The sequence below is a fragment of the Dyadobacter bucti genome (genome assembly GCF_005869225.1).
In the GTDB taxonomy this organism is placed as follows: domain Bacteria; phylum Bacteroidota; class Bacteroidia; order Cytophagales; family Spirosomataceae; genus Dyadobacter; species Dyadobacter bucti.
Genome location: NZ_SWFP01000004.1, coordinates 298,253 through 311,986, shown reverse-complemented (window position 1 = coordinate 311,986; position 13,734 = coordinate 298,253). Strand labels below are relative to the sequence as shown.

General features: G+C 49.8%; 9 protein-coding genes. All 9 read right to left on the bottom strand.

Translation table 11 applies throughout. The features are described 5' to 3' along the window. Positions 1-23: 23 nt before the first annotated feature. From FBF61_RS15140 to FBF61_RS15100, 9 genes are read right to left on the bottom strand one after another with little or no spacing between them, the layout of a single operon-like run. Complete coding sequence (locus FBF61_RS15140; RefSeq protein WP_138478612.1) at positions 24-1,541, bottom strand: Ig-like domain-containing protein; 1,518 nt, start codon at positions 1,539-1,541, stop codon at positions 24-26. A gap of 55 nt (positions 1,542-1,596) precedes the next feature. Next, positions 1,597-2,061: a hypothetical protein gene (locus tag FBF61_RS15135; protein ID WP_138478610.1), complete on the bottom strand. Its 465-nt coding sequence runs from the start codon at positions 2,059-2,061 to the stop codon at positions 1,597-1,599. A 10-nt stretch (positions 2,062-2,071) separates the two neighbouring features. After that, the gene (locus tag FBF61_RS15130) at positions 2,072-3,703 is read right to left on the bottom strand and encodes a LamG-like jellyroll fold domain-containing protein (protein WP_166444539.1); all 1,632 of its coding nucleotides are present in this window, start codon (positions 3,701-3,703) and stop codon (positions 2,072-2,074) included. Positions 3,704-3,707: 4 nt separating this feature from the next. Further along, positions 3,708-4,541, bottom strand: a complete 834-nt coding sequence (locus tag FBF61_RS15125) for a DUF5007 domain-containing protein (RefSeq protein WP_166444538.1) — start codon at positions 4,539-4,541, stop codon at positions 3,708-3,710. A 27-nt stretch (positions 4,542-4,568) separates the two neighbouring features. Next, positions 4,569-5,195, bottom strand: a complete 627-nt coding sequence (locus FBF61_RS15120; RefSeq protein WP_138478604.1) for a fasciclin domain-containing protein — start codon at positions 5,193-5,195, stop codon at positions 4,569-4,571. 20 nt (positions 5,196-5,215) lie between these two features. Beyond that, positions 5,216-6,742, bottom strand: a complete 1,527-nt coding sequence (locus FBF61_RS15115; RefSeq protein WP_138478602.1) for a RagB/SusD family nutrient uptake outer membrane protein — start codon at positions 6,740-6,742, stop codon at positions 5,216-5,218. A 27-nt stretch (positions 6,743-6,769) separates the two neighbouring features. Continuing rightward, positions 6,770-9,838, bottom strand: a complete 3,069-nt coding sequence (locus FBF61_RS15110; RefSeq protein ID WP_138478600.1) for a SusC/RagA family TonB-linked outer membrane protein — start codon at positions 9,836-9,838, stop codon at positions 6,770-6,772. A gap of 31 nt (positions 9,839-9,869) precedes the next feature. After that, positions 9,870-11,159 carry a RagB/SusD family nutrient uptake outer membrane protein gene (locus tag FBF61_RS15105; RefSeq protein WP_166444537.1) on the bottom strand — a complete coding sequence of 430 codons (1,290 nt, stop codon included), beginning with the start codon at positions 11,157-11,159 and terminating at the stop codon, positions 9,870-9,872. A gap of 12 nt (positions 11,160-11,171) precedes the next feature. Beyond that, positions 11,172-13,580, bottom strand: a complete 2,409-nt coding sequence (locus FBF61_RS15100; protein WP_138478596.1) for a TonB-dependent receptor plug domain-containing protein — start codon at positions 13,578-13,580, stop codon at positions 11,172-11,174. Positions 13,581-13,734 lie beyond the last annotated feature (154 nt).

Here is a 13,734-nt window from a genome sequence, read left to right as displayed (position 1 = left end):
CGCCTTTCAAGACTCCGGCCTCCCTAGTTCTTAAACAGAGCCGTAACTTCCTGCGGGGTCAGGGCCTTGTTGTAGATCCGGATATCATCTACAAATCCAGCCAGGTTTTTACGGGTGTCGTCGCCCGCATTGTATTTACCTGTACCATCTTCCCAGATCGTAAACGGATAGTCCTTAGCCGCATCCCACCAGGGGCCCAACAACGTATTCAGATTATAACTTAAGGCATTGGTCGCCTGGTTATATTCAACACCATCAATAAACACATGCAGTATTTTGGTTTTCTGATTAAAAACGACAGTAACCATGTGCCATTTGTTGTCGGACAATGCAGGAGCTTGCGGCGCCATTTGTCCCGCTCTCCAGTCCATGCGGCCTCCTCCACCCGCTACTTTCACAATCCATCCCCGTTCCGTAGAGCCAGGGCCGGCATAGGTAGCACCGCCGTCGGTACACAGCACCAAACCCGGATTACCACCCGAATCCCAGTCGGAATTGGAAAAAAGTGCAGGATCAGAACCTATACCGGGCAATTTCATCCAGATATTGAAGCTGAAGTCCTGTGTCAGTGAAGGTCTCAGCAGGTTATGCTTAGGCAATACCGCATACGACCCTGCCACAAAGCTGGCGACTTTGCCACGGACCGGATCGTTGATAAACTCAACCTGTGCCGACGCAGTACTGCCATTGCTTGCATCGAATTTATTTCCACTGCCATCTGTCAGATCCTGATCAAGAGGCAGGTGTACTATCAGATCACTTCCGCTGCCACTTGTGGTGGTAAAGCTCCACTCTGTGCTTCCTTTGAATCCTTTGAATTTCTTCCCGGCTGCGTCCAGGATAGCACCATTGTCAATCGTCACATAGTAGGCTGTTGCGAAAGCCAGGGGCGTACCCAGGTTCACAACGACCTTGGTGTTTTGAAACATCACAGCCGCACTGGCTACCGAAACCTCAGCTACTTTTGAATTGTTGGCGCCGTAAATGGCTATATTCCCTGCCCCTTTGCTTACAGCCGCCAAAAAGTTAAGTTCCAGTTTAAACAAAGAGCCGTCTTTACTTCCATTGGCAGGTAACAGCGAAAGTACCATCGGCCCGCTGGTACCAGCTGTGGTGAACGTCCAGGGAGCTGCGGCATTGCTTCCCATAAATTTGTTGCCCAAAAGATCGGTAAGGGTTCCGGGGTCCAGAGTAACCGTATACTGCTCGTCTGACTCCAGTTCGCCGGGCTTGATGGTAACCACGCGCGCATCTTCGCCGATCACAACCGCTTCGGATGCTACGTCAATGGTTTTTGTCGAAGACTCTCCTTTGATGATAATGTTACCGGTTCCTTTTTTCACATGCTCGTCAAATGTCAGTACGAGGTTACTGTTTACCGATATTTCTTCAATACCCGATACAGGATTGAAACTCACGACAACAGGATTGGCTACATCCACTGTGTGGTTGTATTCTTCTTTACATGATAATAAACAGCAGGAGGCCGTCAGGACAAGCAGGAGCAACCTGCCGAGGGTGGTATAACTAAGGATTTTCATATCAGCTTTTTTAGCAAAGTGCTTTTTATAATTGATCAGTTTTTTTGATTTTAAACTACTGACGGCTCAATGTCACACTGAAATCGCCCTGTCCGGTAGCTCCGGTATCGGTGTTCTCCCACCCCATTTTAAATGAAATGGTAAGCGTACCTGAGGATACTTTTGCAGTGAACTCATCAACCGGCGTTACACCTGTCAATGTTACCTTCGCGTTTTCCTGAGATCCGCTCACAGCCCAGGTACCGGCAGATCCGCCAAAAACAATCGGGCAGTCCTTTGCCAGAAACTCGGACGGTTTGCCATCTTCATCGGTGGTGAACACCAGCCTCATGGCGCCAAAAACTTCTGCGGGAACTCCCTCGGGTGTTACGATGCTTGTCGGTTTCGCCCAGGTCCCTCCCAGCCTCCCAGAGGCGAGTTGGGCCGCATCCATTTCTGCTAATAAAGAGTCGTCTTTACAGGAGCTCAGCCCCATCGCGACCAGCACGAAAAGTGCCATTAATTTCAATCTTGTTTGCATGACAGTTCGGTTATTTCACTTTAAACAGACGAAAAGGAACATTTGACTTCAGGGAATTTCCTTCTAACCCCCAGGTGCCGTCAGCACGTATACCTAAATGGCTCAGCACATTTACTGCAACATCGGTCAGGCCGATCGGGTAAAGCGGGTGGCGCTCGCTGGCCGGGCCTACCAGCTCGCCATTGTTACCCTTACCGCTATAATCCTGAACGGCGGTTCCGCGGACTTCATCCAGTTTCAGGTAGAGGTTCAGGGAAGCCCGGTTAGGGTGGTTGCTGGTTTCGATATTGCGCAAATACATATAGTCTTTGATGGTTTGCGGGGAAAGGACATCCGTCCATATCCTCACTTCGTTGAAAGACCCGGCCCAGTTGGGTGCACCTCCGCTGTATTTCTGCGTACCCTCCTGACCAAGACAGATGTAATTGAAAGGAGAAGACATATCGTCCTCTGCTTTATAGGTCAGTTTGGACTCTGCTACCTTCTCGCCATCCTGGTATACAATACATGCGTTGGTCTTATCGAAAGTCACGCACATATGGTGCCAATTGCCGTCTTCGAGTGCCTTTGTGGAGCCTATGTCATACCGTTCGCGCTTGGTGTTTGCGATGTTGATCTTCCAGCTGGACCCGCTGCGGCAGAGGGTAAAGCCAGGGTTACCGCCAGAATCCCAATCCTTGTCGCCAATAATGGACGGGTCACTGGAATTGGCTCCTGCTTTCACCCAGAGTTCTATAGTAAATTTGTTCATCCCTTTGAGGGCCGTGTTGGCAATCGGTACCCTTACGTAGGTTTTGTCACCGGAAGGTGCCTGGTTCAGGGTCAGGATGTTGTCATTGTTTTCCCTGGCAGCTATGGATGTTCCTATCAATTCTTTTTTATCCATTTCACCGCCTGCCAGAATGATGGGCACATTGAATTCTTCAACACTGTTGTTCAGCGTGACGCCGGATTCTGTGCCCCCATGTGTAGACACCAGAAAAACAGCCCAGTTTTCATTGGCATAAGTGCCCCGGGACTTAATGGCCGCCTGCAGTTGCTCGACGTATTTGTCGATCTGCTGAATCGCCAGGACATATTGTGCTTCCCGCAGCTGGTAGCCTGTTGCCGCCCCGATTTCTGCCGGGCTGCTGAACTGAACAAACACCGCGCCTATATCAGACTGCTTGATCAGCTCGGCAGACTTTTCGAAAACGCCCTGGTCGGAGGTATACTGAAATTTGTAGTCGGCAGCGCTGTTCAGCAGCTCGTTAATTCCTGCATTTCTTACGACAGAACCAATTTTAGCCGCCGGAGTAACCGATTTGATGCGGTTCACCACCGAAGGGTAAGTCGCAAAACGATTACCTGCAAACGTTTTGTTGGTAACAACACCATGTTTTTGGGCACCGACACCGGTCAGCAAAGTAGACCAGCCGGTAGTAGAGTAAGCGGGTACGCCGCTGTATCCGTTCATGCTGAACGATGCATTTCCCAGAAGTTCATCGACTCCCGGTGTGGTGGCATAATCGATGGCGGTATTAATGATACCGTCCACACCGATCACCAATATTTTCCTGGCTTTGTCCTGCGCCAGTGCGAGGCTGCCCGTTCCCATCAGGAAGATAAAAATCAGGCCGGAGTAATAGCTATATCGTTTCATATTTTTACTTGTAAAGTCGGATAACATAACTGCCGGGGATCCCCAAGACGAAATTGAAATTTTCACTGACGTAGCTGACCTGCTCGGCACCATTTTCGTTTTTGATGACTTTCCAGCTGCAATAGGTATCGGAATATTTCACCGGAAACCTGACGTTCCATAATTCTCCTTCCGGCTTATCGTCGACAAACGTTCCTTTAAATCCGGCACTGCGGTTTTTGGTGAAATCGATACGGTTTCCGGGTACTTGCTTACCGTCCAGATAACCGACAAACAGGATCTGATTGGGCGTAGCGGCAACACGTTCTATGACGGGCGGTTTGGCCATCCCGGCTGACCAGCTGGGAGCTTCAAACTCAACAAACTCGATCACGATCGCGTCTTTCAGCACCTTGCTACCGGAAGTATTGCTTACCTGTACATCAAAGCGATATTCGCCTGCCGGGATTTTATTACCTTCCAGCAGTTCGATCTTGCCGGTGTTCTGATTGATGGTGATCGCGGGTTGTTTTACGACCACGGATTTCAGGGCAAGTTCTTCCGCGCTTTCGTTCCCGACAATCGCTTCTTTGTAGCGAACAACCGACAACTCTTCTTTCAGAGCAGCAACTTCCCCGCCGTTTGTCTCAGTAATATTGATAATCTCAAATTTCAACGGCAGTGTTGAGCTCGACGAAAGGAAGTCGCCTATATTTTGCTCCAATCCGGATACAGCATATTGTTTCCTGTTCTTGTAGCCGATATCCGGCGCCAGGCTCCCTTCTGCAGGTACTTCTACACAGCCGGACAGCGACACCAGGTATCCCATAAAAATGGCGATGCCCCAAAAATGTTTCATTGTATTTTGATGTTTCATCCCTGTATCTTAGTTAAATCCGAAGATGTGAGTATTTGAATCCAGCACATGAATAATTCCGTTGGTTGACCGCAACCCCGACGTTACCACGATTACCGAACGGTATTGCTCCACGTTACCGGCACCTACGTTGAGACCAAACACCAGGTAAGCCGCCCCCATATTTACGTTTTCCAGATAGTCTTCCCTGATCAGGTTAAACCGGGCCTTTGTACCTCCGCGGGTCGTCTCATAGCTATAGGCGGGCGACAGTCCGCTTCTCTCAACCTGCTTGTCGGGTATGATATAATTCCTGATGATGCCGGCAATTTCCTCTTTTTGCTCAGCTGTGAGCGCAGTTAGCGGGGGCCAGTTATCTTCGGGAAACAACAGTTTGAAATAATTATGTATCGAATAGTTCTGAGGGGCCAGGAAAGTATTCCCGGGCTTGTTCACCTCAGCTTCGAGTCCGCACAGCTTGATCAGGGTAGCCAGTGTATCGAATTGTCCCTTCTGACTATCCAGATAATCCAGGGTCGAAACGTTCAGCACACTTGCCTTTTCGTCCGGCAGGCCTCCATCGGTAAAATAATCGTCGTTACATCCGCATATAAAAACGACACCGGCAAATAAAATGGCGATAATTGATCTCTTCATTTTGACTGCTTGTTTTACGATTATTGGTTGAACTGCCAGTAATAGGTTTGCGTCATGTTCGGGTTATTCGCGAAGGCTTCGTCACTGACCGGAAAGAAACCCGCTCCGTCTTTTTCATCCTTCTCCGATACCGACGAATTGAATTCATGGAGACGTCCCAGACGAACCAGGTCATATACGCGCTGAAACTCTCCGATCAGTTCACGGCGGCGCTCTTCGAGAATTTCCTCGATCAGCAGTGGTTGATCCGCTTTTTCAAAAAGCGGAATGCCGGCCCGGGCACGAACCAGGTTTAGGTTGGCTAATGATTCATTTAAATTGCTTAGCCTGGCGTCGGCCTCGGCTTTCAGCAACAGCAGTTCTGCATAACGGAAGATGGGCACGGGTCCGTCCATCAGATTGTAAGTACGGTCCTTTGCTTTCCTGAATTTGGCAAACATGATCAGCCGCTCGCCATTTGCAATAGGATCGGCAAGTATGGGGCGGAGCTCGTTTTCGCCTACCGAGAAGTCAATGCTTTGAAAAAATTCGGCGACGCGTTTGTCTGACTGGTCACGTGCGTAATCCGGATAAATTTGCAGAATCCGCGACCTCGGCACAGCCAGTGACAGGTTGCCTCTGTCCGTATAAGGGTTGGTAAGGTAATACGTCATGATATGCCCATAGTAATCCGAGAATTCGCCGATGCTGGCATCATAGAACATCTGAAAAACCATCTCGTTTGTTTCGCCTTTATCAAACATATCCCGAAACCCTTCGATGGGGGCCAGACTGAATTTACCCTCATCAATAATCTGCTTGATTGCATCTGATGCACCCTGATAGTCCTTCAACCACATCAGAGCATGTGCTTTCAATGCCAAAGCTGCGCCCTTGGTCCCACGGGAAGTTGATTTTTTCCTGGTGCCATCGTATAGCCAGGGAAGTACGGCTATTGCCTCGTCAGCTTCCGCCACTACCATCCGCATGACATCAGCAAGCGGTTCGCGGCCCAGTGGCTGTACGTTACGGGCTGTCAGGTTGATAGGGATATCGCCCCAGATACGTGCAGCATAAAAATGCGCCATCGCCCGCATAAAATGTGCTTCGGCCAGCAACTGCGCCTTTCTTTCGGCGGTGAACCCTTCTGTGATATTAGGAACATTCTCGAGTACGAGATTACATTGCTCGATAGCCCGGTAAAAGAGCCTCCAGTTGGTCATAGGTTCCAGTTCGGTACGGGAGATCAGGCGATTTTCGAACCCGGCCTGCCAGTCACCGTCATTGTTGGGTGTAATCCAGTCTCCCGACCGCATATCTCCCCAGAAATAATAGTCGCCCCACGCTCCGTTTCTGGTGGTAGAAGGCGTGTCTGCTTTCGTCAATCCTGCCAGTGCACGGCGGAAAATAGCAAATGCTTTGGCAACGGCACCTTCCGCATCACTTCCGCTTTTCCAGGCCTGGTCCTCTGTCACTGTGTTGATGGGCAATTCGTCCAGCCAGTCTTTACAGCCCTGTGAAACAAACATCAGGGATGTTAAGCATGTGATAAATATCTTGTTTCTCATTGTTAGCTTCTGTTTATCTTTTCAAAACTATAATCCCAGGGAAACTCCAAACAGCATCATTCTCCGCATGGGATATCCTTTGGAGTCGTCAAAGCCATCGATGGTAATCAGCTCGGCGTCGGGGCCGCTGTATTTCTGGAAGGTCACAAGGTTATCCAGCGTACAGTACACACGTGCCCGGCCCACACCGATACGGCTCAGCATCTTGGGTTTCAGGTTATAAGACAATGTCGCCGTTTTGATCTTGAAGTAGGAACCGTCCTCTATGTATTCTGAATCGTAAGACACGATCTGGGAAGCGTCGTTCCAGGGATTCAGTGTCGGATATTTTGCCATGTCGCCGCTTTTTTCCCAAATCGAATAGTTATCGAAATTGGGCATCGACTTGGTTCCGGCAAAACCCTTACCGTATTTCAACCTGTCCAGTAATGCAGTATTTACGATCTTCCTGCCTGCCACAAAGGTCGAGATCACGTTCAGGCCAAAATTTTTGTAGGTAAAATCATTCGTCCACCCGCCTGTCCATTTGGGGTTGGGGTCGCCGGCAAAGATCCTGTCCCTGACATCGATGATATAGTCGCCGTTCTGGTCCTTGAAATTACGGTCGCCCACAGCAAGTTTCTTGCTTTGCAGCCCTACCAGCCTCGCACCGGTCTTAGGGTTGACAGGAATCTGGTCCTCAGTCTGATAAATGCCTTGCGACTGGTAGAAGAAAAATCCATTCAAAGGAGCGCCTGTGCGTACAACGGAACCGAAATCCTGTCCCGAGGTACTTGTTTTGATGATATCGGCATTACCGTCGGGCAAAGCTACCACCCGGTTCCGGTTCAGGGCAAAGTTGAGCCCCGTGTTCCAGTTGAATTGCTTGCGCGAGCTCATGTTGGTATTGACGGTAAATTCCAGCCCCCTGTTCAATACATTGGCTGCGTTACGGTATACCTCGTTGTAGCCGGATGTTGTGGGCAGCGAAGTCGTGAGCAGCAATCCTTTGGTCAGTTTTTCATAAGCATCAAAGACAAATTCGACTTTATTACGGAACAGCGACACGTCCATACCTATGTTGCTCATCTGGCTTTTTACCCAGGTCAGGTTTTCGTTCTTGAACCCGTCGTACCAGGAGGGCGAGAACCCCGCGATGCCACCATAAGAAATCATCAGCAGAGAATTGTACTGGTCGAGTTTTCCACCGTCCATGATCCCCAGGGCAAGATAGTCGTTGCTCCATGTGGTACCGGAAATTCCGTGACTGGCGCGGATCTTACCGTTGACCAGCCAATCCATACCCTCAAAAACACCTTCTTTGGCAAAGTTCCATCCCACCGAAACGGAGGGAAATATACCCCAGCGATTAGCTTGTCCGAACTTGGAAGATCCGTCGGCCCGGAGAGACCCGCCTATCATATACTTCTGCTGGTAAGCGTAATCCAGACGGCTGAAATAAGACAAAATAGAGCTGGCAGTGTAGTTACTCGAACCGATGGAATTTCCTGTCGGCCATTTTACCGTTTCGGATAGCGTGGGAGCCGCACTTACGCTGCTGACTTCGGTGAGCTTGGTTTCAATTTTCTCTGCACTTTGTCCGAGCAGGAAACTCAGGCTATGCCCGTCGCCAAATTTAGGTGAGTAGGTTACCGTGTTCTGAAATAAAAGATTCCGGCTTTCGAGGTTTCCGCTTGTATTGGAAGCCCGCAGTGTACGTCGCGACACGCCCAGCGAATCGTGCATACTGCGTGTATATTCAAGGCTCAGGCTCACTTTGTAAACCAGGTCTTTGATCACATTCAGTGTTGCATCCGAGCTGAACCGTATCCGGTCGTTGACATTGGAGTCCTTGCCCGGCTTAAATACTTCGGCGCCCTTCACCACGGGGGCATCGGGAAGCGGTAACAGCGAGGAGAAGCCGGTAGATAGCGCACCAACGTTCCGGCTCTGGTTTGTGCGGGAAACGGCCAGTGTATTGTTAATCACCACTTTGTTTTTCAGCGCATTGAAGCTGGTGCTGGCCATGGTACTGTAACGTTTGAAGCCCGTGTTGAACAAAATCCCTTTGTTATCCATGTGCCCCATACTGATACTGTATTGTCCGAAATCACCGGCGCCGCGTATGGAGCCGCTGTAATCCTGTGTTACAGAAGTATTGTAAAGGTATCCCTGCCAGTCCGACGAATTGTTGTAAAATGGATTGGTGATATCGGTGTACATCGCGGGCATGGAAACGCCGTACGGGGCATACAACTGATACAAGCGGGACACCTGTTCACGTTCTTTAACTCCACCGGCCACGTCGAGGAGCTGGGGAACAAAGTTGATTCCCGTGCGGGCGTTGAAGCTGATCTGCGGCTTACCCCGTTTCCCTTTTTTGGTGGTGATCAGGATAACGCCGTTTGCTGCTCTTGAACCATATATTGCCGCTGCGGAGGCATCTTTCAGTACCACAACGTCGTCGATATCACTTGGATTCAGGTCGGCCAGTACGTTGGTACTGGTAATATTAAACTCATCGGATGAGCGGGAAATAATGGGCACCCCGTCAATGACATACAGGGGTTCCGAAACGGACGAAGCATCGCCCCGGCTCACGGCTGCAAGCCCCCGGATAATGATGGTCGGGGTGGAACCCGGCTCTCCGGAATTGAGCTGGATGTTCATCCCTGCAACCTTTCCCTGCAGCATCGACTCAAAAGAATCGGCCACCTGTGTTTCCGTGATCTTGTCCATCTTGATCTCGGAGATGGAGCCGGTAACCTCCTGCCTGATCTTTGATCCGTATCCGATTACTATGGCATCGTCCAGTTCCTTGACATTGGATTCCAGCCTGATGGTGAGGTTGGACGCCTGGCGGTATACCACCTCAGCCGTTTTGTACCCGACATAGGAGCATACCAGCGTATCGCCCACTTTCAGGGTCAGGGTATAAAAACCTTTTTCATTCGTAGTCGTAAAATTTTCGGTACTTTTTACCCCGATGGTCGCCCCTATCAGTATCTCTCCGCTATCGTCTGTGACTTTGCCGGTGTGCACCCTCTGGGCAACTACCAGCACGGGAAGCATCAGCACCGTGAAGAGAAAACAGGTTCGTTGTATGATTGTCTTCATAGGATTTTGTTTTAGAACGTCAACGCTATCGTTAATTTGCCCAATAACTATTCTGGCTCAGCGAATTACCGCTGATACTTCTTGCAGACAAGGGCCAGTATGCAGCTCCGTTCTGTACCGCAGCTTCACTGAGAGCAGGGATAAAGCGGGTAACCTTACCGAACCGGACCAGGTCAAAAAATCGCTGCCCTGTTCCTACAAGCAGTCTTTGACGTTCCAGCAGCAGCGCATCGGCAAATGTTTGCTCCGTCAATCCCGTATAATCCTCGGTAGCTCCCTGGGCGGCAGTGATCAGAAATTGGCGCGCCTCGGTCAGTTTGCCCGAACGCCAGGCGGCTTCGGCCTGAAGCAGGTTGATTTCGCTTAATTTCAGCAATTCAAGCATGGTCTGGTCCCGCACGATCAATGTAGCCTGGGTAGCAGAAATGGTGAACAAAGCGGCACGGCGCTGGTCGCCCTCGGGATAAATCGCATTGAGCCGGGCAAGCGGCATACTGACCATCGCGGCGCTCAGTGGAAGCGTCGGTATTTCGGTACGCCTGTCTTTGCCCAGCGACAAACCGAGTCCTGACAAACTTGCGCCGTCTGCTGAAAGTCCCTGCAAAGCGGTTAAAGCTTCCGCACCCTTTCCTCTCCATAGTTCTTCCTGAGCCAGCAACAAAGTAGCAGCTGTTTTGTTGAACCGGATGGCCGTCAGCGAAGCGCTTTCAATGCCATCGTTGTTGAGCAATACCCAGGGCAGCAATCCGCGGGCTTCGGCGGCATACGCCACCGCCCGTTCAATAACCGCGGCGCCGGTTATTTTCTGACCAAAATCGGCTGCTTCGGCAGAAGGGATATCCCCCCAGATCCGGGTCAGGTAGAAATAGGCCGTGGATTTAAGTGCGAGTGCCTCTCCTTTATACAAGTTGCGCTGGTATTCCGAAAGTACTTCGTCGTCCGATTTACCGACGATATCCAGCACATCGTTGGCGCTTTTAATAACATCGTAAAAATATCCCCAGTCGGTCAGCTGCACCAGATCATACTGGTTGGCTTTGAGGTTTTGAGCTGTTACGTACGACAGATAATCAACATCGACGACCAGATCGCCCGCCCGCGCCTCTCCGTACATAAGCCAGGAATAGTTGTGCAGCAGGGCTCTTCTGAGATCGGTATAAACACCTGTAACCGCCTGTTCCACCCTTTGCGGAGAATCGTAGTATCCTTCTTCTTCTGTTCTGTTATCAGGAGTGACCGTCAGGAAATCAGAGCAGGAAGAAAGCAATAGGACAACAATGGGTATCAGACGGCAGAGTTTTGAGTAAATCTTTATGTTCATGATGGCCATTATTTAAAATGCAATTTTGAAACCGAGTGAAAAAACAGCAGGCAGCGGCGTTCCGGTATTGCTGAGATCAGCTCTCCGTATACCTCCTATATTCTCTTCCGGATTGATGCCGCTGTATCTGGATAAGGTTAGCAGATTTTCACCCTTTAAAAACAGCTGTACGTCCTCCACGCTTGGGAATTTCTTTACAAGTGCTCCCAGATGATAGGTCAGCACCACTCTGTTGAGACGGATAAAACTACCGGGCTCGATCGTGCGTATCCCCTGGTAAACCGGCTGGCGATCAGTACCCTGGATGAAGTAGTATGGGGTTTCCGCGCTTTTCAGCGGGAATTCGCTTCCTGCTGCATTTACATTATAGCGGCTGTCAAATGATTCCGTAACTACATCGGCTTTTGAGGCGTAAGACAAAGTAAAGGCCAGTGAAAGGTTCCTCAGGCGCAATGTATTGCTGAAACCGCCAAACAGCTTCGCTTCGGTATTTCCGATCACTTTCTGCTGGCTACCTTCGTAGGCAACAACAGATGTGACAGGATCGCCCTTGGAGAGTCCTCTTAAATGCGAGATACTCGTGTTGAGGATATCGCCGGGAAGTTCCTTCACCTTGTTGTTGTAAGCAGCCAGGTTCAGGTTGCTCGTCCAGGTGAAATGATCGGTATGGATCCAGGAACTGTTCAGCGTGAACTCAAATCCGGAAAGACCAAGCTTTCCGCCTGTTTCGTACTGATAGTCAAATCCCTGAATGTTGGACGTATAGCGTCTGTAAATAAAATCGCTGTATGTCTTGTTGAAATAATTAACCGATAGTGTAATAGATGGCTTGATCCGGAAAGAAAGTCCGGCATCTATCTGGAGCACATCCACACTTTTAGCATCCCGGAAGGCGGGATACAATTGACCCACACCCAAAATATTGCCATTATAATAATCGCCTTTCGCAACCAGCTCACCATTGTATGCCTGCGGCCGGTTCAGCATGCCCATTTTCCCAACCGAGAGGTTGACCGACAACGGCAATTTAAGTGTGTTCGCTAAGCTATATACGAGACCAATTGCCGGGTAAAATGCCCACTTCTTTTCGTAGAGCGAGCTGCCGTCAGTTCGTAGCACGATATCCAGTTTCAGATCATCGCGGTAGCTCCACTTCCCTATTCCGTAAAAACCGATCAGCTGCTCCACATCATGGTCAGAAAGGGCGTCTGTCTGGCTGGCATTGTAGCCGGTAACTACTTTCACGTAGTTCGACCCCCCGCTTTCCAGGCTGCGTGCCCCGTCTACCGAAGTAAGCCTGTTGTCGGTGGCCCGGAGTTCGTGGCCTACTTTCACATCCATTTTCCAATCGTCGGAAAAGCTGTGGAGGTAATTTACAGAACTATTGATCGTGATAAGCTGGCGCCTGTAAGCCTCGCTCGACGCATAAATACTCCCTTTAAGGATATTGGAAGGAATATACAGGTCCCTGCTCGCCCCTTCGTAGGATATTCCCGCCACCGAGTTGATACTGAGGCCGGGTGTGAGCTGATACCCGAGGCCAACCGATGAAAGAAACGCGATATTCCGCTTTTTATCCATAAAGAAGGTCTCATCGCCGATAACCGGAAGAGGAAGGTCGCGATTGTACTCTCCTGCATACCGGCTGTCCCTATTCGTCAGGGCCAGGTTATTGTAAAAGTGTGCTGTAAATTTCGGGGTAATGTGGTATTTGGCATTGAGAAATAAGGATTGCCTGCCAAACTTCGTGGATTTCAGTAACCCTTCGTCCGAATAATTGTTCAATCCAAACAAATAAGAACCGTAATCTCCTCCACCATCTACCAGCACGTTTTGTTCATGCACGATAGAACCGCTGCCCAGCGTTTTACGCCGCGCGATGGTATTGAAATCATAGAAAGCATCTTTCCGGTAATCAAAGTCGTTCAGGACATTTACCCCCGCTGAGGCCGATGCCCTCAAATGCAGCGGGCCGGTCCTCCCCCCTTTCATGATCAGGTTGATAGCGCCATTGGGTGCTTGTACACCATAGGCTGCCAGCCTGTCAATGGATTTGATAATTTCAACACGCTCAATCTGTTCCGGCGAATAGTAGCTCAGCGGATTGATTCCCGTGACACTGGAAGGGTTGGTGATCACGGGTACTCCGTTGATCAGAATGAGCGGTAAAGCTGAATCATTGGTGGGGTCCAGACTTAAGCCTCGAAGATTGATGATCGACTGGATTCCGGATGTACCGGTCCAGCTCTTCACTCTTAATCCGGCTACTGTTCCCAGCAGACTGTTTTCGATCCCGCTCCGACTTGAAGTGGCCAGGCTATCCATCACCAGTACGTCCTGGGAATGCACCTGGCTCATCCCGATCGATGAGGCAAGAAAAACACCTGCAAATTTGCAAAAGTGTTTAGGGAGTAGTTTCATGATCCTTGTTTTAGAAGTTCTGCCAAGCAAATAGATTTTAATCGACCATAATTGTTTATAAATATTGGACAAATTTGACAGGAAATGCCTGTCTGACACGATAAAGGGTTACTGGAATTCTTAAAATTAAACAATACTAAACATTTTCCGGTGT